Origin of the sequence: Streptomyces avidinii (genome assembly GCF_014650695.1) — a bacterium.
In the GTDB taxonomy this organism is placed as follows: Bacteria; Actinomycetota; Actinomycetes; order Streptomycetales; family Streptomycetaceae; genus Streptomyces; species Streptomyces avidinii.
Genome location: NZ_BMVL01000011.1, coordinates 129,924 through 155,094, shown reverse-complemented (window position 1 = coordinate 155,094; position 25,171 = coordinate 129,924). Strand labels below are relative to the sequence as shown.

The 25,171-nt window shown below is 71.1% G+C and carries 21 protein-coding genes; 7 read left to right on the top strand and 14 right to left on the bottom strand.

Annotated features, from left to right (window positions below):
- Nucleotides 1-32 precede the first annotated feature (32 nt).
- The 3 genes from IE257_RS26880 to IE257_RS26870 form a co-directional block, all read right to left on the bottom strand.
- Entirely contained in the window at nt 33-3,041 is a 3,009-nt protein-coding gene (locus IE257_RS26880; protein ID WP_189972484.1) for a tetratricopeptide repeat protein, read from the bottom strand.
- On the bottom strand, nt 3,038-4,909 hold the full coding sequence (locus IE257_RS26875) for an HSP90 family protein (protein WP_189972483.1): 1,872 nt from the start codon (nt 4,907-4,909) through the stop codon (nt 3,038-3,040). The genes IE257_RS26880 and IE257_RS26875 overlap by 4 nt, the downstream gene beginning before the upstream one ends.
- Nucleotides 4,910-5,094: 185 nt before the next feature.
- A complete protein-coding gene (locus IE257_RS26870) occupies nt 5,095-5,634 on the bottom strand; it encodes an RNA 2'-phosphotransferase (RefSeq protein ID WP_189972482.1) in 540 nt (179 codons plus the stop codon).
- A gap of 134 nt (nt 5,635-5,768) precedes the next feature.
- Between IE257_RS26870 and IE257_RS26865 the strand changes: the two genes are divergently transcribed.
- Nucleotides 5,769-6,581 (top strand): aquaporin, encoded by an 813-nt coding sequence (locus IE257_RS26865; protein ID WP_189972481.1) that lies wholly within the window; start codon nt 5,769-5,771, stop codon nt 6,579-6,581.
- Between the two features lie 153 nt (nt 6,582-6,734).
- Here IE257_RS26865 and IE257_RS26860 read toward each other — a convergent pair whose 3' ends face one another.
- The 4 genes from IE257_RS26860 to IE257_RS26845 are packed head-to-tail and all read right to left on the bottom strand — an operon-like array spanning nt 6,735 to nt 11,251.
- On the bottom strand, nt 6,735-7,649 hold the full coding sequence (locus IE257_RS26860; RefSeq protein ID WP_189972480.1) for a MerR family transcriptional regulator: 915 nt from the start codon (nt 7,647-7,649) through the stop codon (nt 6,735-6,737).
- Nucleotides 7,650-7,659: 10 nt separating this feature from the next.
- On the bottom strand, nt 7,660-8,595 hold the full coding sequence (locus IE257_RS26855; protein WP_189972479.1) for a metal-dependent hydrolase: 936 nt from the start codon (nt 8,593-8,595) through the stop codon (nt 7,660-7,662).
- Nucleotides 8,592-10,382 carry an SDR family oxidoreductase gene (locus IE257_RS26850; protein WP_229920676.1) on the bottom strand — a complete coding sequence of 597 codons (1,791 nt, stop codon included), beginning with the start codon at nt 10,380-10,382 and terminating at the stop codon, nt 8,592-8,594. Before IE257_RS26850 ends, IE257_RS26855 begins: the two co-directional genes overlap by 4 nt.
- Nucleotides 10,379-11,251, bottom strand: coding sequence for a M24 family metallopeptidase (locus IE257_RS26845; protein ID WP_189972478.1), 873 nt, complete (start codon nt 11,249-11,251; stop codon nt 10,379-10,381). The genes IE257_RS26850 and IE257_RS26845 overlap by 4 nt, the downstream gene beginning before the upstream one ends.
- Nucleotides 11,252-11,468: 217 nt before the next feature.
- Here IE257_RS26845 and IE257_RS26840 point away from each other — a divergent pair, with 217 nt between their 5' ends.
- From IE257_RS26840 to IE257_RS26820, 5 genes are all read left to right on the top strand, one after another.
- Entirely contained in the window at nt 11,469-12,458 is a 990-nt protein-coding gene (locus IE257_RS26840; protein ID WP_189972477.1) for an ABC transporter ATP-binding protein, read from the top strand.
- A complete protein-coding gene (locus IE257_RS26835) occupies nt 12,448-13,335 on the top strand; it encodes an ABC transporter permease (RefSeq protein ID WP_189972476.1) in 888 nt (295 codons plus the stop codon). The genes IE257_RS26840 and IE257_RS26835 overlap by 11 nt, the downstream gene beginning before the upstream one ends.
- Nucleotides 13,332-14,243: an ABC transporter ATP-binding protein gene (locus tag IE257_RS26830; protein ID WP_189972475.1), complete on the top strand. Its 912-nt coding sequence runs from the start codon at nt 13,332-13,334 to the stop codon at nt 14,241-14,243. Before IE257_RS26835 ends, IE257_RS26830 begins: the two co-directional genes overlap by 4 nt.
- Before the next feature lie 15 nt (nt 14,244-14,258).
- Nucleotides 14,259-14,978: an ABC transporter permease gene (locus IE257_RS26825; protein WP_189972474.1), complete on the top strand. Its 720-nt coding sequence runs from the start codon at nt 14,259-14,261 to the stop codon at nt 14,976-14,978.
- An 81-nt stretch (nt 14,979-15,059) separates the two neighbouring features.
- Nucleotides 15,060-15,695, top strand: a complete 636-nt coding sequence (locus tag IE257_RS26820; protein WP_189972473.1) for a rhomboid-like protein — start codon at nt 15,060-15,062, stop codon at nt 15,693-15,695.
- A 34-nt stretch (nt 15,696-15,729) separates the two neighbouring features.
- Here IE257_RS26820 and IE257_RS26815 read toward each other — a convergent pair whose 3' ends face one another.
- Nucleotides 15,730-16,383, bottom strand: coding sequence for a response regulator (locus IE257_RS26815; RefSeq protein WP_189972472.1), 654 nt, complete (start codon nt 16,381-16,383; stop codon nt 15,730-15,732).
- Between the two features lie 10 nt (nt 16,384-16,393).
- Nucleotides 16,394-17,386, bottom strand: coding sequence for a sensor histidine kinase (locus IE257_RS26810; RefSeq protein ID WP_189972471.1), 993 nt, complete (start codon nt 17,384-17,386; stop codon nt 16,394-16,396).
- Nucleotides 17,387-17,548: 162 nt separating this feature from the next.
- Here IE257_RS26810 and IE257_RS26805 point away from each other — a divergent pair, with 162 nt between their 5' ends.
- Entirely contained in the window at nt 17,549-18,094 is a 546-nt protein-coding gene (locus tag IE257_RS26805; RefSeq protein ID WP_229920675.1) for a hypothetical protein, read from the top strand.
- Nucleotides 18,095-18,231: 137 nt separating this feature from the next.
- On the opposite strand, the gene IE257_RS26800 is transcribed toward IE257_RS26805, so the two are convergent.
- The 5 genes from IE257_RS26800 to IE257_RS26780 all read right to left on the bottom strand — a co-directional run bounded on the left by IE257_RS26800 (nt 18,232) and on the right by IE257_RS26780 (nt 25,158).
- Nucleotides 18,232-19,044, bottom strand: a complete 813-nt coding sequence (locus IE257_RS26800; RefSeq protein WP_189972470.1) for an HAD family hydrolase — start codon at nt 19,042-19,044, stop codon at nt 18,232-18,234.
- Nucleotides 19,041-20,318, bottom strand: a complete 1,278-nt coding sequence (serS, locus tag IE257_RS26795; RefSeq protein WP_189972469.1) for a serine--tRNA ligase — start codon at nt 20,316-20,318, stop codon at nt 19,041-19,043. Before serS ends, IE257_RS26800 begins: the two co-directional genes overlap by 4 nt.
- Nucleotides 20,319-20,845: 527 nt before the next feature.
- A complete protein-coding gene (gene pheA, locus IE257_RS26790; protein ID WP_189972468.1) occupies nt 20,846-21,781 on the bottom strand; it encodes a prephenate dehydratase in 936 nt (311 codons plus the stop codon).
- A 42-nt stretch (nt 21,782-21,823) separates the two neighbouring features.
- The gene (efeB, locus tag IE257_RS26785; protein WP_245385562.1) at nt 21,824-23,110 is read right to left on the bottom strand and encodes an iron uptake transporter deferrochelatase/peroxidase subunit; all 1,287 of its coding nucleotides are present in this window, start codon (nt 23,108-23,110) and stop codon (nt 21,824-21,826) included.
- Entirely contained in the window at nt 23,107-25,158 is a 2,052-nt protein-coding gene (locus tag IE257_RS26780) for a copper resistance CopC/CopD family protein (protein WP_189972466.1), read from the bottom strand. The genes efeB and IE257_RS26780 overlap by 4 nt, the downstream gene beginning before the upstream one ends.
- Nucleotides 25,159-25,171 lie beyond the last annotated feature (13 nt).

Here is a 25,171-nt window from a genome sequence, read left to right as displayed (position 1 = left end):
CCTTGCGGAAGTGGCGACGACCGGGACGGCGGCTACTCCCCTTCGTTCAACCGGGCGAGCAAACGCTCCGCGGACGGCAGGACCCAGTCGGGCACGTCGTCCTCCGGCAGCGCCCGGACCTCGTCGATCAACGCGGAGACGCGCGCGGCGCCCGCTTGCGCGTCGCCCCGCTCCTGTTCCGTCCAGGCCGCGTTGTTCAGGCACTGGAACCGGTCCCGCAGGTGGTCGGGGCCGAGCTCCGCGTAGCCACGGGCGGCCCGGTCCCACAGCTCGATCTCCTCCAGACGCAGGGCGTCGACCGCCGCCCCGTCCAGCCGTGTCGCCGGCTGGGATCCGCCGTCGCCGAGAGCCCCGACCTCGGCTTCGTCGGACTGCTCGTTCGCGTTGACGTACCGGTCGAGCACCTGCGCCAGCTGGTGCCAGGTCTGGGCGAGTTCGGAGCACAGCTCGGGCACGCCGGGTTGCGTCGCGAGCGCAGCCTCCAGCACCTCGGCCGCCTCCGCCATCCGCTTCCGTGCCCCCGACACCGTCTCGGCGGTGACCTCCTCGCGCAGCCCCAGCCAGGCCACGGAGCGCAGCACCCGTACCTCGGCGACCGGGGCGTCGCCCGTCAGCCGGTGCAGCTCCAGGGCCCGCTCGTACGCGGCGACCGATTCCAGGGCCAGTCCCGCGTCACTGAGGGTGTCGGCTGCCGACTGCGCGAGACCCGCCTGGGGCCGCGGATCCTCCCACCCCTTTGCGATCTCCGCCGCCAGCAGGTACTGCTCCGCCGCCGGCCGGGGCTCGTTCAACCGGCGCAGCAGATCGCCCAGGAACTCCCTTACGGACACCGCCTGCTGGTCGCCGTGCTCCAGCAGGTCCGCCAGCGCCGACTGCAGGACCTCCGCGGCCTCGGCGTTGCGGCCGTTCCCCGCGTAGGCCCGGGCCAGCAGCAGCCGGGCCTGCGCACCGCTGTCGGCCGTGAGGCCGGCCCGGTCGAACCAGTGGGAACTCGCCAGCGCGTGCTCCGCGCTCTCCGCCGCTGCGTCGCCCCGCCGCAGCAGGATGTCCGCGAGGGTCAGCCGTGCGACGCCCTGCACCTCGGCGTCGGTCACCTCTGCGGCGTGCTCCAGCGCGGAGCGCGCCGCTGCTTCCGCCTCCTCGGGGCGGTCCAGCGAGAGCAGCACCCCGGCCCGCAGTACCAGCGGGTCCACGGCCTGCCACGGCCGGCCCGCCGCGACCGCCCGCGACGCGGACGCCGCCAGCAGCGGCACGGCCCGTTCCGGGTCGCCCTGCGCCAGGGTCACCCGGCCCAGCATCTCCTCGGCCTCCGCCACCAGGTCCGCCAGTACGCCCTTGTGGGCGGAGACGAACTCGGTCAGCTCGGCGGCCAGCACCCCGTGATGGTCGTGGTGGTCGTCCCCGTCGGCCGTCTCCACCGAGCGCAGGTACGACTCGATCCGGATTGCCGACAGTTCGGCGAGCGCGATGCGCCGGGCCCGCAGCGGCTCGGACGTGTCGAGCGTCTCGGCGGCCCGCAGTGCGCCGCGCAGCAGTGCCCGGACCTCCACGGGTGCGGCTTCGGACTGCGCTGCCACCCCGGCCAGCCGCAGCTCCGCGAGTGCCGCGCGCTCGGCGCGGCCGAGGGCCCGGTAGTCGTCCCGGACCGCGGTCAGCAACTGCGGCGCCTCCCCGGCTCCGCTCCGCGCGGCGGCCAGCGCCCGCTGGTCCGCGAGGTCGGCGCGGACCAGGGGATCGACTTCCGGCAGTGCGTCCACCCGTACGGCCACCTCGGCCCACAGCGCGTCCGTAGCCGGATGGCTCAGGTCCCGGGCACGGCGCGCCCGCTCCACCAGTTCGGCGAACCCGTCCGGTGCCGATACCGGCCCGGACGCCACGGAAGCGGGCACGGAGGCGCGAACGCGAGCCGGAGCGGCGGTCTGCGGCAGCTTCGCACTGCGCACCCCCAGAGGCAGCTCCCCCACCAGCGGCTCCCGGCCGACCCGAGCGAGGAACCGGTCGGAGACCCGAGCCGTGCCGTTGCGCGCGTCGAACTGCCGGGCGATGTCAAGACAGCCCGGGTACAGCACCTCGTACAGCTCGGCGACGGTTCGAGGGCTCCCGTCGTAGGGCACGGCCGGGGTCTGCCCGTGCCCCAGTTCCTTCAGGCGGCGCAGCAGGACGAGGATGCCGCCGTGGAAGGCCAGCCGGTCGTCGAGGTTGGCGAGCGGAGCCACATGGGCGGAGTGTTCGACCAGGATCTCCAGGCCGCGCGGTTCGTTGCCGGTGAGTGCGCAGAACTCGATGTGCTTGCCGACCGAGGGCAGCAGGCTCTCGTTGCCGCGGGCCATGCGGTAGCCGCGCAGGTGGTGGGAGCGGGCCTCGTCGGTCCGGCCGAGCCGCAGTAGCGGCAGCAGCGAGGTGGCGAGCAGCCGGTGGGGCTCCTCGGCACAGGTCAGGTCACCGTAGAGCACCGGCCGCCAGAGCTCCAGGGCCTCGGCGTCGTTGCCGTGCAGGACGGCGTACTGGCCCTGACCGTTGAGCTCGCAGGCCCGGCAGTCGCTCATGTCGTCGCGATCGGCGGCCAACCAGCGCCGGAAGGCCCGTTCCGCGCGCTCGTCCTCGCCGATCGCGTCGGCGAACCACATCTCGGCCTCGCGCACGGGACGCTCGCTGTAGCCGGCGATCCGGTAGCGGCGTTCCATCTCGTCGAGCCAGCCGGTGGCCGACTCCAGCGGGATCCCGGGGGCGTCGGAGATGGCCGTGGCCACCCACTTGAACTGCCAGAACAGCGCGTGCGCCTCCCATTCGGAGAAGGCGCCCGGGTCCTTGTCGTACTCCTGGAGCAGCCGGGCGAAGGGCACCAGGATCTTCGGCGATTCGGCGCTGTAGAGGTAGGCGTTGATCAGGTTGTCCAGAGCCTCGCGGAACAGAGCCCGGTCACCGCTCGCCTCCGCCGCGCCGGCCAGGGCCTCGGCATGTGCGTTGCGCACCGCGCCGTTCGGAGTCTCGCGGTTCTCCGCCAGACCCCGCACGATCTCCTCGCGCGTCAGCGTCGTCACTTCTGGTCCTCCTGGGCGTCGCGGTCGTCGGTGGAGTGGGTCGCCCATTCCAGGAGGCCGAGGAAGGCCCGGTTGAGGAGGGTCGAGTCGGCGGGGCGCAGCGGCCGCTGGGACATCAGCAGGGCCTGACCGTAGAGCGATTCGACGGCGGTTCCGGTCAGTGCCTCGTCGGACAGGGCGGCGATCCGGCGGATGAGCGGGTTGTTGTGGTTGAGGACCAGCCGGGCGCGGGGCGCGGAGCCTCGCAGCGCGCCGAGGATGCCGCTCCACAGGGAGTCCGCAGTCTCCAGCGCCGCGGTGCGGTCGCGCTCCTGGCGGGCCTGGCGGTCGTCGAGGTAGAGCGCGGGCACGGCGACGGGCTGGAAGGCGCGCAGCACCACGTCACAGCTCTGGGGTTCCAGGCGGGTGCGCGCGGTGGCGAGGAAGGGGGCGAGGGCCAGCTCGGCGGCGGTCGGCACCGGGTCGAGCCGTTCGGTGACGGCCCCGGCGTCCAGCTCGGTGACCTTCAGCTCCGGCCGTACGGCCGGCAGCAGGGCGAGCAGGTCCGCGTCGTAGGTGTATCCGGCGTTGATGACGCCGAGCCCGTGGGCCGCGGCGATGGGCGCGATCTGGCGGAACTCCTCGACGGTGCGCGTGAAGTGGATGTCCGTGTGGGCGGCGGCGAACTCCTGGAGGCTCATCGAGCCGTCGCTCGTCTCGAACGGCAGCCACGGCAGCATCAGTCCGAGCAGCTCGGAGTCGTGCCGGGCCATGGACTTCACACCGAGGTGGTGGACCTGCAGAAAGGCGGCCAGGCGGTCCGGATCGCTCGCCGCGAGCTCGGCGAGCCAGCCGCGCACGCGGGAGCCGAGGGCTTCCCGGACAGCGGCGAGGGTCTCATCGTCGTAGAGGTTCTCGCGGGAGGCGGTGGGCCGCAACGTGTCCGTGTCGAGGACGGCGCGGACGAAGAACGCCCAGTCGGGCAGCAGGTTGTCGGCCCGCTCGGTGAGCAGCATGCCCTTGAGGTGGACGCGGTGTCCGGCCCGGTGGGCGGGGCTGGTCGGTTCGGGAAGGACGTACGCCACTCCGCGTACGCCGGCGACCGGCAGGTCGAGGTCGATGCTGTCGAGCGGGGTGAAACCGAAGAGCTGCGCGCAGTGCCCGGCGAGCGCGACGCGACGGGCGTCCGGGGTGGGGAAGGGCCGGTCCCACACGGCGGGCCGGTCGGTGACGGGGCGGGGCTCGCCGCCCTCGCCGTCGTCGAAGGTGATCTCGTACGGCAGCAGGGAGCCGTAGTCACGGGCCAGTTCCTCGACCTTGGCCGGGACGGCCCATTCGGCGGCGCCCGGGCGGGCCTCCAGGACGACGGTGGTACCGGGCTCCGGCCGCGCCTCGTGGGGCAGTTCGCGGACGGTGTAGGAGCCGTCGTCCGTGGCCAGCCATTCGACGGGCGCGGCGTGGGGGTCGCGGGCGGAGCGGGTGACGACCCGGATCTGACGGGCCACGACGAAGCACGCGAGCAGTCCGATGCCGAACTGGCCGAGGAACTCCTGGCGGGTGGCCTCCAGGCCCTGCTCGTTGAGATCACTGCCGCCGCCGGCGCGCTTGGAGCTGCGGCCGATGGTCGCGAGGAGGGAGTGGGCCTCGTCGGCGGTCAGACCGATTCCGCTGTCCTCGATGGTCACCCGGCCGCCGGCCGCCGACAGCCGGATGCGTATCTCGGCCGTCGGATCGAGGGCGTGGCGCGCGGTGATCGCGTCCACCGCGTTCTGCAGCAGCTCGCGGACGTAGACGCGCGGGCTGGAGTACAGGTGGTGGGAGAGCAGGTCCACCAAGCCGCGCAGATCGACCTGGAAGCTGTGGGGAGTGGACGGGGACGTGGACGTCATAGGGCGTCACCTCGCGTACATACAGGGATGGTTCGGTGATCGCGAGGCCCCCCTCACAGTTCCCGGAGTGGCTCACACATTAGGGGGATGGTCGGACAATCTCTGCGTGAATTCCGGCGGCCCGGACCGCTGGGCCCGGATGCCTCACCCCTGTAGGCCTCGGGCCCGAACGCCTCGGCCCGGAATCACTGGAAGCGGAGGAACTGCGGCGGTACGGCGTCCACCAGCCACACCCCGTTGGCGCTGACCCGGAAGACGTGCCCGGCCGCCCGCATCGCCCCGGCGTCCACGCTGAGCACGACGGGCCGGCCGCGCCGGGCGCCGACCCGGGTGGCGGTCTCCCGGTCGGGGGACAGGTGGACATGGTGGCGGGCCATCGGGCGCAGGCCCTCGGCGCGGATCGGGTCCAGGGCTGCGGCGACGGTGCCGTGGTAGAGGTGCGCGGGCGGTTCGGCCTCCGGCAGGTCCAGGTCCACTGCGACGGTGTGCCCCTGGTTGGCCCGGATCCGGGTGCCGTCGACGGCGAACCGCTGCTTGTCGTTGTCGGCGACGACGTGGTCGAGCTCGGCCCGGCTGACGTGGAAGCCGTGCGCGCCGGCCGCGCGCAGAAGATCGTCGATCTCCACCCAGCCCTGCGGATCGAGCACCAGTCCGATCCGTTCCGGCTGGTGTCGCAGGTGTTTCGAGACGTACTTCGACACCTTCACGGTGCGTCTTTCATCCATGGCTCCAGCGTGCCCGGTCGAGCGGGCCTGCGGCAGGGATTTTTCCGGGGGTGACCCGGCGTGGACGCCCCCTATCTTCATTCCAAGATGCGGAATATATTTTCCGCTGCCACTTCTGCTCAGGGGGAGAAACCATGACAGCCCAACCCTCACTGTCACGCCGCGCTGCTGCCGAGCTGGTCGGTACCGCCGGCCTGCTCGTGGTCGTGATCGGCTCCGGTATCAAAGCCGCCGAGCTCAGCCGAGACGCCGGCGTCGCCCTCATCGCCAACTCGTTCGCCTCCGCCATCGGCCTCGGGCTGATCATCACCCTTTTCGGGCCGCTGTCGGGAGCCCACCTCAATCCGGTGGTCACCCTCACCTCCTGGTGGTCCCGGCGCACCGGCGGCGAGGGCCTGGGGGGACGGGAGGCACTCGTCTACGCCGCTGCCCAGAGCGCCGGAGCCATCGGCGGCGCCCTCCTCGCGGAAGTCATGTTCGGCCGGACCCCGGGCACCTTCGCCACCCAGGTCCGCGACGGCGGGCACCTGCTCATCGGCGAGGTGGTCGCCACCGCCGGTCTCGTCCTGCTGATCCAGGGCCTCGGCCGCATCGGTCGCCCCCGGCTCGTCCCCGCGGCGGTCGCGGCGTACATCGCGGCCGCGATCTGGTTCACCTCCTCCGGCTCCTTCGCGAATCCGGCCGGCACCGTCGGGCGCAGCTTCAGCGATTCCTTCACCGGTATAGCCCCGGAGTCGCTGCCCGGATTTGTCGGCGCCCAGCTGGTCGGCGGGATCCTCGGGCTGGCCCTGGCCGCCCTGCTGTACGGGGCCGGGCCCGGCGGAGGCCGGACCGCGAAGCCGGGGGTGCCTGCACCGGTCGAGACCACGGTGCCGACGGCCCTGCCGGAGACCGGCCCGGCGGACGGAGCGAGTCCCGAGAAGGCGGAGTACGAGACCATCGGGTGAGACGACGTCTCAGTTGCCCACAGGAAAGAGGGGGTTGTCCACAGCCCTTTGGGAGGGTTTTGATGGCAAAACGCGTGATCCGCCCTGTGGAACCTGTGGACTAACCCCGACCCACCGTGACCGCTGTCGATGCCGCACCCGTTCTCGTCGGCGTCACGCTTCGCTCCGGCGGGCCAGATCGTTCATGGTCCGGGCCTGGAGCTCCCGCTCCGTCGCCGCCCGCACGAACTCCGCCACATGGTCGGCGCCCACCAGCTCCTGCACCGCCCGTACGGTCCCGGCCGGCAGTGCCACCGGCGAGGGCCCCGTCGGCCCCGGTGCGCCGGCCGTCCCCAGGTGCCGCTGCAGGTGCCGGGTCGCGAAGAGCCGCATCGCCCGGGCCAGCTCCGCGTCCACGGTCTGCTGGGCCAGCGGCCGCAGCCGCCGGACCATCGTCGCCGCCTCGGCCGCGTCCGCGTCCGTCGGCGGCACCTGCCCGAGGTACCGCGCGAAGACGTGCTCGGTGGTGAACTCCAGGAACCGCGAGGCGATGTGCTCCACCTGCCCGCGCAGTTCCCGCAGGTGCCCGGTGATCGCCGGCAGCGGCACCCCGGCCGCGTACAGCTCGGCGGCCACCGCCAGCTCCTGCGGGGAGGGCACCAGGAACTGGTCGGGGCGCCCCGGGATCCGCTCCAGCACCCCGAGGTCGCACGCCTCGTCCACCGCGTCGTCGTCCGGCCGCCCGCCGAACCGCTCGTTCAGCTCCTCCCGGCTGATCCGGGCCGCCTCCTCGTCGGTCCACGGCCCGTGCACCTCGGCGACCAGCCCCAGTACGCCACCCAGACCGCGTCCCGCGTCCCAGGCCTCCAGCAGTTCCTTGATGGAGGCCAGGGTGTAGCCGCGGTCCAGCAGGTCCGCGATCTGGTGCAGCCGCGCCAGATGCGTGTCCCGGTAGACATTGGAACGACCGCGCCGTTCCGGTTTCGGCAGCAGACCACGGTCCTGGTACGCCCGGATCGTGCGCACCGTCGCCCCGCTGTGATGCGCCAGATCCTCGATCCGGTACTCGGCTACCGCCTGATCGGTCAATCCCGGCTCCCTACGACATCGCGGCTCGGCCGACCGCGCCCGCCGCGGCGCGGGCGGCAGGTGAAGCCGCAAGGTACTCGACCGCCCTGCGCAGCGAGCCCTCCTGCGAGGGATGGTACGACCGCCGGAAGTAGCGGGGTATGGCCGCGGCGAGCTCTCTCCACGTGGGCAGCAGACCCTTGGCCACCGCGCGGTTGTGCGCGCGGAGCGAGTAGCGCAGCCGGCCACCCAGTTCGGGGTCGTTGCGTATGAGGTACGAGGCCCCCCACACCCACAGCCACGCCAGCACGGGCGCGACCACGACCATCCCCTCGATGCGCCGCGCGTAGCGGGGCAGGCCCGCTCCCCCGCAGTGCTGGTACATGTCGAAGGCGACGGAGCGGTGCTCGACCTCCTCCGCGCCGTGCCAGCGCAGCAGATCCAGCATGATCTCGTCCGCCCCGGCCCGGTCGAGCCCCTCGGCACGCAGCACCCAGTCCCCGAGCACCGCCGTGAACTGCTCGATCGCGGCCACCACGGCCAGCCGGAAGCGAAGCCACTCGCGGGGCGGGACGGGCACCCCGAACGGCGGTGTCTCTCCGAGCAGCTTCTCGAAGAGGAGGTCCACGTGCCGTGTGTACGCCTCCGTCGGCAGCCGCTGCTCGGCGAGGTGGTCCAGTACGTAGGAGTGCTGGACGCTGTGGGTGGCCTCCTGGCCCATGAACCCCTTGACGTCACCGCGCAGCTCGGGGTCGGTGACCAGGGGGAGGCCCTCCTTGAGGACCTTCACGAACCACCGCTCCCCGGCGGGCAGCAGCAGGTGCAGCACGTTGATGACGTGGGTGGCGGTGGGCTCGTCCGGTATCCAGTGCAGCGGGGTGGTCGTCCAGTCGAAGGCCACCCGGCGCGCCTTGATCGGGTGCGGACCGGTCGGTTGCTCACCGACCCGGTGCGCCGCCCCGCTCACAGTTTCGGCTCCAGCCTCGCGATGCGCCGCAGCGCGCGCGGGGCGAAACGGGACATCCACAGGGCGCCCTTGGACTCCGGAGTCACGGGCACGACGGCCTCGTTGCGCACCACGGCCCGCAGGATCGCGTCGGCGACCTTCTCCGGCGGGAAGTTGCGCAGCCCGTACAGCCGCGAGGAGCGTTCCTGGCGGCGCTTCTCCTCGGCCTCGTCCACTCCGGCGAAGCGCGAGGTGGAGGTGATGTTGGTGTTGACGATGCCCGGGCAGATCGCGGAGACGCCGATCGACCGGGAGGCCAGCTCGGCGCGCAGGCACTCCGACAGCATCAGCACCGCCGCCTTCGAGGTGCTGTAGGCGGGCAGGGTCCTGGAGGGCAGATAGGCGGCGGCGGAGGCGGTGTTGACGATGTGCCCGCCCTGGCCGCGCTCGGCCATCTGCTTCCCGAAGATCCGGCAGCCGTGGATGACGCCCCAGAGGTTGACGTCCAGGACCTTCTTCCAGTCCTCGGCAGTGGTGTCGAGGAAGGACCCGGACAGACCGATCCCGGCGTTGTTGACCAGGACGTCGACGATGCCGTACTCGGTGGCGACCTTCGCCGCGAGCTTCTCCATCGCCTGCTCGTCGCTGACGTCCACGCACTCGGCCCAGGCCTCCGCGGCGCCGACGAGCCGGGCCATGTCGGCGGTGCGCGCCGCACCTTCGGCATCGCGGTCGACGGCCACCACCCGGGCCCCGGCCTCGGCGAAGGCGAAGGCGGTGGCCCGGCCGATGCCGCTGGCCGCGCCGGTGACCAGGACCAGCTGGCCCCCGAAGCGATCGGCATACTTGCCCGGGGCCTTCTGCTCCGGTGCCCGCGTCGCGGGCTCCTCCCGATCGGTGACGAACTCGGTGATCCAGGCGGCCAGCTGGTCGGGCCGGGTCCGGGGCACCCAGTGCTTGGCGGGCAGGGTTCGCCGCAGCAGGTCCGGCGCCCACTGCTCCAGACCGTCGTAGAGCCGCTCGGACAGGAACGCGTCCCCGGTCGGGGTGATCAGCTGCACCGGTACGTGGGCGTACGCGTCGGGGCGCGGTCGGCGCAGTCGCGGGCGCACGTTGTCGCGGTAGAGCCAGGCGCCGTGCGCCGCGTCCGAGGGCAGCGAGGCCGTCGGGTAGGAGCCGGCCGGAACCTTCTCTATGCGCTGGAGCATCGCGGGCCACCGCTTGCCGAGCGGTCCGCGCCAGGCGAGTTCCGGCAGCACGGGGGTGTGCAGCATGTAGACGTACCAGGACTTGGCGCCCTGGCCGAGGAGCTGCGCCGCCGCCCGCGGGGTGGGCCGCGTCATCCGCTTCTTGATCCAGTGCCCGAAGTGGTCGAGGGAGGGCCCCGACATGGAGGTGAAGGAGGCGATCCGGCCCTCGGTGCGGCCGACCGTCGCGAACTCCCAGCCCTGTACGGAGCCCCAGTCGTGGCCGACCAGGTGCACCGGCCGGTCCGGGCTGACCGCGTCCGCCACGGCCAGGAAGTCGTCGGTCAGCTTCTCCAGGGTGAAACCGCCGCGCAGCGGCTGCGGCGCGGTGGAGCGCCCGTGGCCGCGTACGTCGTAGAGCACCACGTGGAAGCGCGTCGCGAGGCGCTCGGCGACCTCGGACCAGACCTCCTTGCTGTCCGGGTAGCCGTGCACCAGCACCACCGTCGGACGGTCCGTCTCGCCGAGCTCGACGACGCACAGCTCGATCCCGCCGGTGCTCACCCGGCGCTCGCGCGCATCCGCCGGAACCGCCGCTCCTGCTCCGTTCATGCCGCTCATGCTGCCTTCTCCTCGGCCCAGCGCCGCACGTGCGGCAGATCGTCGTCCAGCCAGAACGCGCTCTCCTCGGGGTCCCGGGAGTCGGTGACGACCAGGATCTCCTCGAACTTCGCGCCGGTACCCCGGAATCCGAGGTGCGGTTCCACCGCCCACAGCCCGGGCTGCGGCGGATGGTCGGAGAAGTGGTACGGGCTCCACAGCGGGGACCAGCCCTCGCGGTGCCCGTGCAGAACATCACTGGCCAGCCCCTTGAGGGACTGCGTGCCGAATCCGAACGCGGTCGGCGACCAGCGGCGCTCCTTGACCCGGTCGATCTTGTGTGCGATCACGCCGAAGGGATAGGCCCGGTGCCGGTTGGCGTACCCCTGCCGGGTCATCAGCCGTTCGACGTTCTCGTAGATCTCGCGCAGCGAGCGGCCCTCGCGTACCTGTTCCAGGATCAGCACGCGGTGCGCCTGGAGGTCGGCCATGAGCCGGTCCTGCACCGGATTGAGCCCGAGGCTTCCGGAATACCCGATATCGGCCGAGTAGCCCTTGTAGACCGGTGCCATGTCGAGGATGAACGGCATCCCCGGCTCCAGCTTCCGGTTGGTCGGGAAGAATTGCAGCGGGATCCTGAAGTTCGCGAAGGCGGTGCGGTCCCCGAACCAGGCGAAGGGCAGGTGGAACCAGTCCCGGACCCCGCGCTCGCGCAGCCACTCGCGCTGCATGCGCGCGGCTTCGCGTTCGGTCACCCCGGGCCGCAGCTGGGCCGCGACGGCCTCGGCGCACTCGTACGAGAGGCGCTGCACCTCTCTGAACCCGGCCAGGTCTGCGTCGGGTCGTGCGGAGAGTCGTCGCGCGGTGCGTTGCCTGGTGTCCCCAGCCATGTCAGCCCGTCCATCCGTGTAGCCGTACGCGCCCGTAAGTTGACACTGATGAATGTGACAATGACCGGAGATCACGTCAAGGGGCGCGCACGGACCTGTGGACAAAGTTGTCGGGTCCACATCAGCCTCCAGTACGGGCGTGTACGCCTGAAGGCTGAGACGGGATCCAGCTCCAGGTCTGACGTTTCACGAGAGCCGCGCCACTAACGTCGAACCCGTGACTGTCATTGCGACCGAAAGCCTGAGCAAGCGGTACCCCCGAGTGACCGCCCTCGACCGGCTCTCCCTGGACATCGGGCCCGGTGTGACCGGCCTCGTTGGTGCCAACGGAGCCGGCAAGTCCACGCTGATCAAGATTCTGCTGGGACTGTCCCCCGCCACCGAGGGCAGCGCCGCCGTGCTCGGCCTCGACGTCCGCACGCATGGCAGCGCCATCCGTGAACGCGTCGGGTACATGCCCGAGCACGACTGCCTGCCACCCGACGTCTCGGCCACCGAGTTCGTCGTCCACATGGCGCGCATGTCCGGGCTGCCGCCGACCGCGGCCCGTGAGCGCACCGCCGACACCCTGCGCCACGTCGGGCTGTACGAGGAGCGCTACCGTCCCATCGGCGGCTATTCCACCGGCATGAAGCAGCGCGTCAAGCTCGCCCAGGCCCTCGTCCACGACCCCCAGCTGGTCCTCCTCGACGAGCCGACCAACGGCCTGGACCCGGTCGGCCGCGACGAGATGCTCGGCCTGATCCGCCGCATCCACACGGACTTCGGCATCTCCGTCCTGGTCACCTCCCATCTCCTCGGTGAGCTGGAGCGGACCTGCGACCACGTCGTGGTCGTCGACGGCGGCAAGCTGCTGCGCTCCAGCTCCACCAGCGACTTCACCCAGATCACCACGACCCTCGCGGTCGAGGTCACCGACTCCGACACCCACCCGGACGGCACCGCCGCCCTGCGCAAGGCGCTCACCGAAGCAGGCATCTCCCTGCACGTCGGAGAGGAGCAGGGCCTGCCCGGAGCCGGCCACATCCTCCTCGTCGAGGCCACGGGCGAGGAGACGTACGACACCGTCCGCGACACCGTCGCAGACCTGGGCATCGGCCTGGTCCGCATGGAGCAGCGCCGTCACCACATCGCGGAGGTCTTCCGCGACAACGACCAGCCCTCGCCCACCGTCCAGCAGAAGGGAGCCGGTTCCGATGGCGCCTGACACCTCGACCCAGATCCACAACATCGGCTACCGGTCCTACGACGGACCCCGGCTCGGCCGCGCCTACGCCCGTAAGTCGCTGTTCTCGCAGTCCCTGCGCGGCGCCTACGGACTCGGCCGCTCCGCCAAGTCCAAGGTTCTCCCGATGCTCCTCTTCGCGGTGATGTGCGTGCCCGCGCTGATCATCGTCGCGGTCGCCATCGCGGTGCCCGGCTCCACCGACCTGCCGATCAAGTACACGACGTACGCCCTGACCACCCAGGTGATCATCGGACTCTTCCTCGCGTCCCAGGCGCCGCAGTCGGTCTCGCGCGACCTGCGCTTCAAGACGGTGCCGCTCTACTTCTCGCGGCCCATCGAGCGCGTGGACTACGTCGTGGCCAAGTACGCGGCCATGGCCTCGGCCCTGTTCATCCTCACCGCGACCCCGCTGGTGATCATGTGGATCGGCTCGCTCCTCGCGAAGTTCGACTTCGCCCACCAGACCAAGGGATTCGGGCAGGGACTCGTGTCGGTTCTGCTGCTGTCGCTGCTCTTCGCGGGCCTCGGCCTGGTCATGGCCGCCCTCACCCCGCGCCGCGGGTTCGGCGTTGCCGCGATCATCGCGGTGCTGCTGATCCCGTTCGGCGCGGTGACCGCGGTCCAGGGGATCGCCTACAGCACCGGGAACACCGGAGCCATCGAGTGGATGGGCCTGTTCTCCCCGATCACCCTCATCGACGGCGTACAGACCGCGTTCCTGGGCGCGACCTCCGCCTTCCCCGGCGGCGAGGGTCCCTCGGCCGGCGTCGGCGTCGTCTACCTGCTCGTCGCCCTCGGCCTCATCGTCGGCTCCTACGCCGCCCTGATGGCCCGCTACCGGAAGGCCGGGCTGTGACCACCATCGACATCGACCACACCTCCCGCTGGTTCGGGAACGTCGTCGCCGTCAACGACGTGACCATGCGCATCGGACCCGGTGTCACCGGGCTCCTGGGCCCCAACGGCGCCGGGAAGTCCACCCTCATCAACATGATGGGCGGCTTCCTCTCCCCTTCCACGGGCACCGTCACCCTCGACGGCGCGCCGATCTGGCAGAACGAGCAGGTCTACAAGCAGATCGGTGTCGTGCCCGAGCGCGAGGCCATGTACGACTTCCTCACGGGCCGGGAGTTCGTCGTCGCCAACGCCGAACTCCACGGCCTCGACGACGCGGCCGCCCAGCGGGCACTGGCCACCGTCGAGATGGAGTACGCCCAGGACCGCAAGATCTCCACGTACTCCAAGGGCATGCGCCAGCGCGTGAAGATGGCCTCGGCCCTCGTCCACGACCCGGCCGTCCTGCTCCTCGACGAGCCGTTCAACGGCATGGACCCGCGCCAGCGCATGCAGCTCATGGACCTGCTGCGGCGCATGGGCAGCGAGGGACGCACCGTCCTGTTCTCCTCGCACATCCTGGAGGAGGTCGAGCAGCTCGCCTCGCACATCGAGGTGGTCGTGGCCGGCCGGCACGCCGCTTCCGGCGACTTCCGCAAGATCCGCCGCCTGATGACGGACCGCCCGCACCGCTACCTCATCCGCTCCTCCGACGACCGGGCGCTCGCCGCGGCCCTGATCGCCGACCCTTCCACCGCCGGCATCGAGGTCGACCTCAAGGAAGGCGCGCTGCGCATCCAGGCCGTCGACTTCGGCCGCTTCACCGAGCTGCTGCCCCGCGTGGCCCGGGCACACGGCATCCGGCTGCTGACGGTCTCACCCTCCGACGAGTCCCTCGAGTCGGTCTTCTCCTACCTCGTCGCGGCCTGAAAGGAGCTGGCACCCATGTACGAACCCACCGTTGCCCGGCTCACCTACCGGGCCCTGCTCGGCCGGCGCCGCGCGCTGATCCTCTTCGCGCTGCCCGCCCTGCTGGTCGTCATCGCCCTCGTCGTCCGCGCCTTCGTCGGCGTGGACGACAAGGTCGCGGCCGATCTCCTCGGGGGCTTCGCCCTCGCCACCATGGTTCCGCTGATCGGTGTCATCGCCGGCACCGGAGCCATCGGGCCCGAGATCGACGACGGCTCCATCGTCTACCTGCTCGCCAAGCCGGTGAAGCGCCCGAAGATCATCATGACGAAGCTGATCGTGGCGATCGCCGTCACGATGGTCTTCTCCGCGATCCCCACCCTGATCGCCGGATTCATCCTCAACGGGAACGGCCAGCAGATCGCCGTCGCCTACACGATCGCCGCCCTCGTGGCCTCGATCGCCTACAGCGCGCTGTTCCTGCTGCTCGGCACCGTCAGCCGGCACGCGGTCGTCTTCGGCCTGGTCTACGCCCTGATCTGGGAGTCGCTCTTCGGCAGCCTGGTCTCCGGAGCCAAGACCCTCAGCGTCCAGCAGTGGGCCCTGTCCGTCGCCGAGAAGGTCGCCGGAAACGGGTACGTCGATGCCACCGTCGGCCTTCCCACCGCCGTGATCCTGCTCTGCGCGGTCACCGTGGGAGCCACCGTCTACGCAGGACAGAAGCTCCGCCGCCTCACCCTGGCCGGCGAGGAGTAGGCCCGCCGCGGCATCCTGAACCTGTGCCCCGCCCGGCCCACCGGCCGGGCGGGGCACAGGTTCACGCGTCATCATCGGTGCATGGTCGAGCACACCGAGCCGGAGCCGTCCAGGCCAGTGCGGTCCTGGATACGCTCCTCGCCCGGAACGCACATCTGGTTGCTGATCATCGCCATCACCAGCGTCATCGTCGCGATCGCGCCCGACCAGGTCGACCGGGTCCTGCTGCACCGCAACAGCAGCAACATCACCCAGCTCGTCAAATACCCCGTCCGGGCACTCATCAGCAGTGGGTTCTGGATCACCAACCCGGCCTCGCTGGCCCTCTACGCCGTGCTCTTCGAGCTGTTCCACGCCCCCGTCGAACGCTGGCTCGGCACCCCGCGCTGGTTCCTGATCGTCGCGACCGCCCATGTCGTCGCCACCCTGGTCAGCCAGAAGGTCCTCCTGACGGCCATCCAGGACCACCGGGCCCCGCACAGCATGACCCACGTCGTCGACATCGGCGTCAGCTACGGTCTCGCAGCCTCCATCGGTGTCCTCACCTACCGGATCCCCGGTCCCTGGAAATGGCTCTACCTGGCGGGAGCGCTCGCCTTCTTCGGGATCCCTCTGGTCACCGGCGGCACCTTCACGGACCTCGGACACGCCATCGCGCTCTCCGTCGGCCTCCTCGCCTGGCCGCTCACCCGCAACGTTGTTTCACGTGAAACATGACGAGCCCCGGGGTTCCACGGCGCCGCCCGGACCTCTAGAGGGTGTCCGTCTCCGCCTTTGCGATGCCGTGCTCCCACGCCCAGGCAGCGATGCCCACCCGGTTGCGGGCGCCCAGCTTGGCCTGGACGTTCGCGATGTGGGTCTTGGCCGTTCCCGCACTGATGAACAGCTCCGCGCCGATCTCCGCGTTGGTCAGACCCCGCGCCACCAGCTGCACGATGTCCACCTCCCGCTCCGTCAGCGGATGCGCAGCAGGCCGGGCGGCGACCGGACCCGCCTGCGTCAGCCTGCTCAGCAGCCGCACCGTGATCTGCGGACTGATCAGCGTGTCCCCGGCCATCGCCGCCCGCACGCCCTCGATCAGCAACGCCGGCCCGGACCGCTTGAGCAGAAAGCCGCAGGCGCCGTTGCGCAGCGCGGTGTGCACGTACTCGTCCAGGTCGAAGGTGGTCACCACCACCACCCGCGTCTGCGGCGCCAGCAGCCGGGTCACCTCCAGACCGTCGAGCCGTGGCATCCGGATGTCCGCCAGCACCACGTCCGGTCGCAGCTCCCGGGCCCGCGCCACCGCGGTCTCCCCGTCCGCCGCCTCCCCCACCACGGTCATGTCCGGCTGCGAATCGAGGATCAGTCGGAAACCGCTGCGGATGTCCTCTTGGTCGTCGGCTATCAGGATGCGAGTGGTCACGTCGCCATGATCACCCGAGGGTGTGCCCCTGCGCCGGGAAAACGGCGCATACCCGCCACCCGCCGTCTGAGCTCGCGCCGGCCCGCAGTGTCCCGCCCGCCGCCTCCACCCTGCCGCGCAGACCCGCCAGCCCGGTTCCTCCGCCCCGCCTGCGCAGCCCCAGCAGGGTGCTCGCGCCCCGGACCGGTGCCGAGTTGGCCACGCTGAGCTCGATCCCCTCCGCAGCCCGATGCAGGCGCACCCGTACTACGGCCGCTCCCGGCGCGTGCCGGCGTACGTTCGTCAGAGCCTCCACCGCGACCCGGTAGGCGGTCGTGTCCGCCTCTCGGGACAACCCCCGGACCGCCGCCGGATCGGTCTCCAGCACCCCGCCCTCGAACCGCTCCACCAAGACCGCCAGCTCCGAGGTCCCCGGGACCGAGGCGGACCGGGCGCCTGCTGCCTCCCGCAGGGCGTGCACCGTACGGTCCATGGAGGCGAGCGCGCCGAGCCCGGCCGCCTCGATCCGCTCCAGCGCACGGATCGCCTGCTCGGGTGCCTTGTCCGCCACGAACCTGGCCGCTTGGGCCTGCACCACGATGGCGCTCACATCGTGCGCCACGAAGTCGTGCAGATCCCGGGCCAGTTCCAGCTGCTGGTCGCGTCGGCCGTCCCGGACGGCCTGCCGCATCCGGCTCGCCTGCCGGCGCAGGTGTCCGCCGGCGGCCAAGGCCGCGATCGCGGGCAATGCCCAGAACGCCGCCGCTCCGCAGGCCTCCAGCCACGATGCCGTCCCCCACATCAGCGGGACCGGCCACAGTGCGACGGCCGCAACCCCCAGCGAGGCAGCGAGGGCCCCCGAACGCACCGGAGACCAGCGGGCCACCAGGGCCAGCAGTGGCAGCAGGAGACCGGCCCAGAGCAGCACCCACCCTGCCGGCGCCCCCAGGAACGCGCCCAGGAGGCCGCCGACAGCGGCAACAGCCAGCAACGGCGCATATATGGCACGCGTGTTCACGGTCATGAGCCCGAGCCTACGAGCGCACATGGGGCCGGGGCATCTGCCGTTCGGGAGAGCCGGCCCACGCGGCGCCGCCACGAGCCTGCTGATCGGCCGATGGTCCCGGCAGGCCCGCCCGACCAGGCTTGAGTCATAACTGACCGCCCCATGAAAGGCATTTGGACGATGGCCACGCTCACCGCGACCCCCACCGCCGCCACCTCGACCGCACCCGCTGCCAGCCGGCCGATCCGCTGGGCCGCACACGCGGCCGCACTGACCCTCGCCCCCAGCGGCCTGTGGAGGCTGGCCATCGCGGTCGGCATACCCGTCGGCTGGGGCGCCGGCAGCGGACTGGAAGCCGAACTCTTTCCGGGCAGGTGGTCCTTCTACCTGGTGGCTCTCAGTCTCTTCGCCGAAGGCCTCGGCCTCCTCAGCATCGGGCTCGTGCAGCGCTGGGGCGAGGTGGTGCCACGCTGGATCCCCCGGCTGCGCGGACGCCGGATCCCACCCCTCGTGGCGGTTGTACCGGCCGCTCTCGGAGCCGTCGCCGTCACCATGATCACCGTCTCGTCCTCCTTCCACTGGAGCACGAGCATGGCGGCACCGGGAGCACCCACCGGGGCCGGCTGGTGGCTCATGACCCTCTGCTACGCCCCGCTGGTGCTCTGGGGCCCACTCCTCGGGGTCGTCACCGTCGCCTACTGGCGCCGCCGCCGGGTACACGGCTGACACACGGAAATTCGCTGGTAAGCGACCTGCGCCAGGTGCAGAGTGAGTGGTGCGGGGAGCAACAAAAGGTCCGGGTCAGCCACTTCGAGCGCGCCGTCCGGCGCGGGCTGGCCCGGACCTCTCTCACGTCGTACGCGCTACGCGGCGCCCAGCAGACGCTCCAGCACCACCGCGATGCCGTCCTCCTCGTTGGAGGTCGTCACCTCGTCGGCCACGGCCTTGAGCTCGGCATGGGCATTGGCCATCGCCACCCCGTGCGCGGCCCAGCCGAACATCGGGATGTCGTTGGGCATGTCACCGAAGGCGATCGTCTCCGCCGCCTTCACTCCCAGCCGGCGCGCGGCCAGCGACAGGCCCGTGGCCTTGGTCAGACCCAGCGGCAGGATCTCGACGATGCCGGGACCCGCCATGACGATGTCGACCAGGCTGCCCACGGTCGTCCGGGCCGCCTTGACGAGCGTGTCGTCGTCCAGCTCCGGGTGCTGGATGTAGAGCTTGTTCAGCGGAGCCGTCCAGACCGCCGTGGTGTCGTCCAGGTATATGGCCGGAAGGCCTTCCTGCACCTGGTACCCCGGCCCGAACAGCACATCGCCGTCCACCCCGTCCCGGCTGGCCGCAAGGGCCAGCGGACCGATCTCGGCCTCCAGCTTCGACAGCGCCAGACCGGCCAGCTGCCGGTCCAGCGTCACCGAGGTCAGGAGCCGGTGCGCACCTGCGTCGTAGACCTGCGCGCCCTGCCCGCAGACGGCGATCCCCTGGTAGCCGAGATCATCCAGTACGTGCCGGGTCCAGGGCACGGCCCGACCGGTGACGATGATGTGTGCCGCGCCCGCCGCGGTGGCCGCGACGAGCGCTTCACGGGTGCGTTCCGAGACGGTGTCGTCGCCACGCAGCAGCGTGCCGTCGAGATCGGTCGCGACGAGCTTGTACGGGAACGGGGCCGGGCTCACTTGGTGATCGGCTCCAGGACCTCGCGGCCGCCGAGGTAGGGGCGCAGCGCCTGGGGCACACGCACCGAACCGTCGGCCTGCTGGTGGTTCTCGAGGATCGCGACGATCGTGCGCGGTACGGCGCACAGCGTGCCGTTCAGCGTGGACAGCGGCTGCGTCTTCTTGCCGTCGCGGTAGCGGATCGACAGACGGCGGGCCTGGAAGCTGTTGCAGTTCGAGGCCGAGGTCAGCTCGCGGTACTTGCCCTGGGTGGGGATCCACGCCTCGCAGTCGAACTTGCGGGAGGCGGAGGCGCCCAGGTCACCCGTGGCGACGTCGATCACCTGGAAGGGCAGCTCCAGGCTGGTCAGCCACTGCTTCTCCCATTCCAGGAGCCGCTGGTGCTCGGCCTCGGCCTCCTCCGGCGCGACGTACGAGAACATCTCGACCTTGTCGAACTGGTGGACGCGGAAGATGCCGCGGGTGTCCTTGCCGTACGTACCGGCCTCGCGGCGGAAGCACGGGGAGAAGCCGGCGTACCGCAGCGGCAGCTTGTCGCCGTCGATGATCTCGTCCATGTGGTACGCGGCGAGCGGGACCTCGGAGGTGCCGACCAGGTAGTAGTCGTCCTTCTCCAGGTGGTACACGTTCTCGGCGGCCTGGCCGAGGAAGCCGGTGCCCTCCATGGCGCGCGGGCGGACCAGGGCGGGGGTCAGCATCGGGATGAAGCCGGCCTCGGTGGCCTGGGCGATGGCCGCGTTGACCAGGGCCAGCTCCAGCAGGGCGCCGACACCGGTCAGGTAGTAGAAGCGCGAACCGGAGACCTTGGCGCCGCGCTCGACGTCGATGGCGCCCAGCAGCTCGCCGAGCTCCAGGTGGTCCTTGGGCTCGAAGCCCTCGGCGGCGAAGTCGCGGATGGTGCCGTGCGTCTCCAGGACGGTGAAGTCCTCCTCGCCGCCGACCGGGACGTCCTCGTGCACGATGTTGCCGAGCTGGAGGAGGAGCTGCTTCGCGGCCTCGTCGGCCTCGTTCTGCTCGGCCTCGGCCGCCTTCACGTCCTGCTTGAGCTGCTCGGCCTTCTTCAGCAGCTCGGCCCGCTCCTCCGGAGAGGCCTTGGGGATGAGCTTGCCGAGGGACTTCTGCTCATTGCGCAGTTCGTCGAAGCGCACGCCCGAGGACCTGCGGCGCTCGTCGGCGGAGAGCAGTGCGTCGACGAGTTCGACGTCCTCTCCACGGGCGCGCTGCGAGGCGCGGACACGGTCAGGGTCTTCACGGAGCAGCCGGAGGTCAATCACCCCTCCAGGCTACCGGGCTGGGGTTCCGGGGATCACACCGATATCACGCTGCGTGTCGCTATGTCCTAATTGCAACGAATGGATAAGTCTTGACGACTGACCGGAAGCAGTCCTTCTCGGAGCGTCAATAAAAGCGGTCCCATTCCCCGAAAAGGGGCAGAATGCCGACGGCCGGGCGGGCGGCTGAGCAGGGGCGGAGGGGGTTCTTGTCCACAGGAATTGCCCCCAGCTCGATCTTATCCACAGGCTGTGCGCTGCATCTGTGGACACAGGAATAGATCATTCCTGATCGGTGGATGGGCGGGACGAATCAGGGCTCAAACCACCCTCACACACTCATTCGGGTGGGAATGGCTCGCCCCAAAGAGTTGATCGGCGATGCAGAGGTGACACCGTTCACCTCCCGCTCCCCAGAGCGAAACCTGGGCCACCCGGACGATTTGTCGACCTTGTCGGGCTGTTCTGTCGACTTGTCCCCAGGTCCCCATCTCGGCCTGTGGATAACTCTGTGGACAGTGGACGACCGACTACGCGCGCCCGTCGAGGCAACGCCCCAGCCAGTCGGAAGCGGCCGTGAAGTCACCGTCGGACGTGCCGGCCCGAGGGGCACGCACGTCACTCTGAGCAACGCCGGCGCGCGGGTAGGACCCCAGGAAGCGGACCTGCGGGCAGGTCCGCTTGAGACCCATGAGCGCCTCGCTGACCCGTCGGTCGGAGATGTGGCCCTCGGCGTCCACGGCGAAGCAGTAGTTGCCGATGCCTTGTCCGGTCGGACGGGACTGGATCAGCATCAGGTTCACCCCGCGGACCGCGAACTCCTGGAGGAGTTCCAGCAGGGCGCCGGGGTGGTCGTCGCCGAGCCAGAGCACGACGGAGGTCTTGTCCGCGCCGGTCGGTGCGGCCGGCCGTGCGGGGCGTCCCACCAGTACGAAGCGGGTCTCGGCGTTCTCCGCGTCGTGGATCTCGGTCACCAGCGGAACGAGCCCGTAGGTGGTGGCGGCGAACTCGCCCGCGAAGGCGGCGTCGAAGCGGCCCTCCTGCACCAGCCGGGCGCCGTCGGCGTTCGAGGCGGCCGACTCCCACACCGCATCGGGCAGGTTCGCCCGCAGCCAGTTGCGCACCTGCGGCTGGGCGACCGGGTGTCCCGTGACGGTCTTGACCTCCGACAGGGCGGTCCCGGGTCGCACGAGCAGCGCGAAGGCGATCGGCAGCAGCACCTCGCGGTAGATCATCAGCGGTTCACCCGAGGCCAGCTCGTCGAGGGTGGCGGTGACTCCGCCCTCCACCGAGTTCTCGATCGGGACCAGGGCCGCGGCCGCCTCGCCGTTGCGCACGGCGTCCAGGGCGGCCGGTACCGACACCATCGGGACGAGTTCCCGGGTCGCGGCTTCCGGCAGGGTGCGCAGGGCGGCCTCGGTGAAGGTGCCCTCGGGACCGAGATACGTGAAGCGGGTGGCTGACATGCGATCAGCCTAGTGCCGGGGTGCCGCCCACCGGGTTCCTGTTCATCCTTCGAGCAGCCGCTGCCCCACGTACTCGTCGCTGCGGGGGCCGGGCGGAACCGCGTACAGGCCGCTGGACTCGTGCCGGATGAACTCCGACAGTGCGTCGCCGCGGTCGAGCTTGCGCTGTACGGGTACGAATCCGCGCAACGGGTCGGCCTGCCAGCAGATGAAGAGCAGTCCGGCGTCCGGAGCGCCATCGGCACCGATTCCGTCGTGGAAGGAGAAGGGGCGCCGCAGCATGGCGGCCCCGCCGTTCTGCTCGGGGGCGGAAATTCGGGCGTGGGCGTTGGAGGGGATGACGGGCTTCCCGTCGGCTCCTAGCTTGTCGAGCGCCATTTCGGTGGTCTCACCGCCGCCCGTCAGGGGAGCGCCGGTGGCCTTGGTTCGGCCGATGACCTGCTCCTGCTGGGCGAGGGACTGCTTGTCCCAGTCGTCGAGGAGCATGCGGATGCGCCGGACCACGGCGTACGAGCCCCCGCCCATCCAGGCGTGCTCGGCGGGACCGGGTCCCGCAGCGGGCACGAAGATCCGCTTGTCGAAGTCGGGCTCCGAGGGCTTCGGGTTGCCCGTGCCGTCGATCTGGCCCATCAGGTTCCGGGCGGTCATCGGGGTGCCGGTGGCACCGGGAGACCGGTTGAAGCCGTTCATCTGCCAGCGGACGCGCACGGCTTCCCCGGCGTCCTTCTGCAGGGCACGCAGCGCGTGGAAGGCGACGAGCCCGTCGTTGGCGCCGATCTGGACCCACAGGTCCCCGTTGCTGCGCCGGTCGTCGAGCCGGTCCGAGGAGAAGTTCGGGAGCGGGTCGAGGGCGGCTGGACGGCGGGCGGTGAGGCCCGTGCGCTCGAAGAAGGAGCGGCCGAAGCCGAAGGTGACGGTGAGGGACGACGGACCGGCGTCGAGGGCGATCCCGCTGTCGGAGGTCGCGGCCGGCTCGCCCGCCATCAGCCGCCGAGCCGTCTCGGACCAGCGGCGCAGCAGCGCGGCGGCTTCCGTACGGCCCGCCCCGGCGGCGAGGTCGAAGGCGGCGAGGTGGCCCTTGGCCTGCAGCGGCGTGGTGATACCGGCCTGGTGGTCCCCGTGGAAGGCCACCCGGGTGGCACCGAGGGAGGTCAGGCTTCCGGCCGCGCCCGGGGCGGAGCCGCTCCCGGAGCCCGCGAGCGCGGAGTGCGCGAGGGCGCCGCCGGTGCCTCCCAGGGCGATTCCGACGGCGCCTGCGGCGCCGACGGTGCCCAGCAGCCTGCGCCGGGAGATCTCGATGTCGGGGTTGCTCTCGGTCACGCTGGTCAGCCGATCTTCACGGTCTTCTGGACGGTGGTCTGGTCGATCTCAGAGGTGCGCACGGTCACGTCGATGCGCCACTCACCGGCGAGCGGCAGCTGGACACCGGACGCGGTCCAGTGCCCGGACGCCGCCTGCTCGGGGACGAGCGGCAGAGGACCGATGTCCTTGGCGGGAAGCGTGAAAGCGACCTTGATCTCGGGAAGGTCGAGCGGGGCGCCGTCCGGGGAGTCGGACCAGAGGTGCAGGGTGTTGGCGCCCACCCGGCCGGGGTCGAGTTCGAGCCGGACGGATCCCTTGCCGTTCGGGCCGCCGGTGTCGAAAGGCAGGGTGATCTTGACGGCGCGGTCGGGGACGGCGGTGGCAGTGGAGCCCCGGCCCGTCTCCTGCTCCACAGCCCGTCCGGGCTCGGTGCTGGTGAGCACGGTGGTGACGGCGAGCAGGATCACGGCGATGGCCGCCTCGGCGAGGACGGAGCGGCGCAGGCCGGCACGGTCCGGGTCCGCGTCGCGTACCTGCTTCTCCCGGGCGCTCTCACGGGCGGCACGCTGCCGGGCGAGCTGGGCGGCGCGCTGCGGGTCCGCCGGGACGGTGACGGCCTCTGTTTCACGTGAAACATCGGCGGGGGCGGTGTCGCCGGAACCGTCGGCCGAAGCTGTTTCACGTGAAACAGCGCCCGAGGTCTGCTCCGCGGCCGCCACGCGGGCAACGGGAGCATCGGCGAGCCGCGCGGTCCACTTGCGGGAGGCATAGGCGATGCCGAGGAGTACGGCGACCAGGGCGACCTTCAGCAGCAGCAGCTGCCCGTAGTCGGTCCCGGTGAGGGCGGACCAGCTGCCGAGCTGGCGCCAGGACTGGTAGATGCCGGTGACGGCGAGTACCAGGACGCTGACGAAGGCGACGGTGGAGAACCGCCGGACCGCCGCGCGCTCGATCCCGGGAACCTTGTGGAGGGCGACGAGCAGCGCGGCGAGGCCGCCGAGCCAGGTCGCGACGGCCATCAGGTGCAGAATGTCGGCCGGCATGGCTATGCCGGGCTGGATACCGGTGGAGGCGTGCTCGGAGAGGGCCCAGGTGGCGGCGATACCGCCGGCCACGACGGCACCGCCCATGGCCAGGCCGAAGGTGAGATCGCTGGTGTCGTCCGGCTTTCCGGGATCGTCGGTTCCGTCGTTCGCGTCGGCCTTGTCCATCTCCTCCGCCCCGTCCGCCCCATCGGGTCCGGCACCGGCCACGCGGCGCGCGTAGACGCCGAAGAGGACGGCCACGAAGAGGGCGGCCGCACCCAGCAGGAGCAGCCGGGAGACCAGCGAGGCTCCGGTCTTGGTCTCCAGGACGGCCCTGAGCCCATCGAGGTCGAACACGTCGGAGAAGTTGCCGGACCCCGTGTACGGGGTCCGGAGAACCAGCATCGCGAGGGTGGCCACGGTCAGAGTGACCCAGGCGCGCACGACCAGCGTCTGCAGCGGCCGCTCGGCAGCCCCCCGGCGCCAGCACAGCAGGATGAAGGCGGCGCCGCCCACGAGCACGGTGAACCCGGCGTAGGAGAGGTACCGGGCGATCCCGTAGGCGATCCCGACGGGTCCACCGCCCGCCTGCGCGGTGGGCAGGGAGACATCCGTGGCCGAGGGCGCCCCGATGGAGAAGGTGAAGGCGCCCGAGATCGGATGGCTGTCGGCCGAGACGGCCTGCCAGGCGACCGTATAGGTGCCGTTCGGCAGTCCGGCGTGCAACGCGGTGCCGTACCGGACGGTGTTGCCGCTGCACATGTCGCGCAGCTCGCCGGTGTCCACACGTTTGCCCTGGGGGTCCAGGACACGGATGGAGTCGTCACCCATCGCCACCTGCTCCGAGAAGGAGAGCGTGACCTGGGCGGGTGCCGTGGCGACCACCGCCCCGTCCTTGGGGTCGCTCGCGGTGAGTGCGGCGTGCGCCGTGGCCGGGGAGGCCGCGGTGAACAGGGTTGCCAGCAGAGCTGCGAGGACCAGCGCGAGCCGCGGCAGGAGTGCCGTGGCACGGGCGCGGGCCGTGGAGGGGGCGGGGGCGGTGGCCGTCATGGCGTGTCAGTTC

Coding starts and splice junctions, on each gene's coding strand:
- IE257_RS26820 (WP_189972473.1), top strand. CDS start 15,060: ATGGTCGAGCACACCGAGCCGGAGCCGTCCAGGCCAGTGCGGTCCTGG.
- IE257_RS26825 (WP_189972474.1), top strand. CDS start 14,259: ATGTACGAACCCACCGTTGCCCGGCTCACCTACCGGGCCCTGCTCGGC.
- IE257_RS26845 (WP_189972478.1), bottom strand. CDS start 11,251: ATGGCTGGGGACACCAGGCAACGCACCGCGCGACGACTCTCCGCACGA.
- pheA (WP_189972468.1), bottom strand. CDS start 21,781: ATGTCAGCCACCCGCTTCACGTATCTCGGTCCCGAGGGCACCTTCACC.
- IE257_RS26850 (WP_229920676.1), bottom strand. CDS start 10,382: ATGAGCGGCATGAACGGAGCAGGAGCGGCGGTTCCGGCGGATGCGCGC.
- IE257_RS26870 (WP_189972482.1), bottom strand. CDS start 5,634: ATGGATGAAAGACGCACCGTGAAGGTGTCGAAGTACGTCTCGAAACAC.
- IE257_RS26875 (WP_189972483.1), bottom strand. CDS start 4,909: ATGACGTCCACGTCCCCGTCCACTCCCCACAGCTTCCAGGTCGATCTG.
- IE257_RS26805 (WP_229920675.1), top strand. CDS start 17,549: ATGGCCACGCTCACCGCGACCCCCACCGCCGCCACCTCGACCGCACCC.
- IE257_RS26810 (WP_189972471.1), bottom strand. CDS start 17,386: ATGACCGTGAACACGCGTGCCATATATGCGCCGTTGCTGGCTGTTGCC.
- IE257_RS26835 (WP_189972476.1), top strand. CDS start 12,448: ATGGCGCCTGACACCTCGACCCAGATCCACAACATCGGCTACCGGTCC.
- IE257_RS26780 (WP_189972466.1), bottom strand. CDS start 25,158: ATGACGGCCACCGCCCCCGCCCCCTCCACGGCCCGCGCCCGTGCCACG.
- IE257_RS26865 (WP_189972481.1), top strand. CDS start 5,769: ATGACAGCCCAACCCTCACTGTCACGCCGCGCTGCTGCCGAGCTGGTC.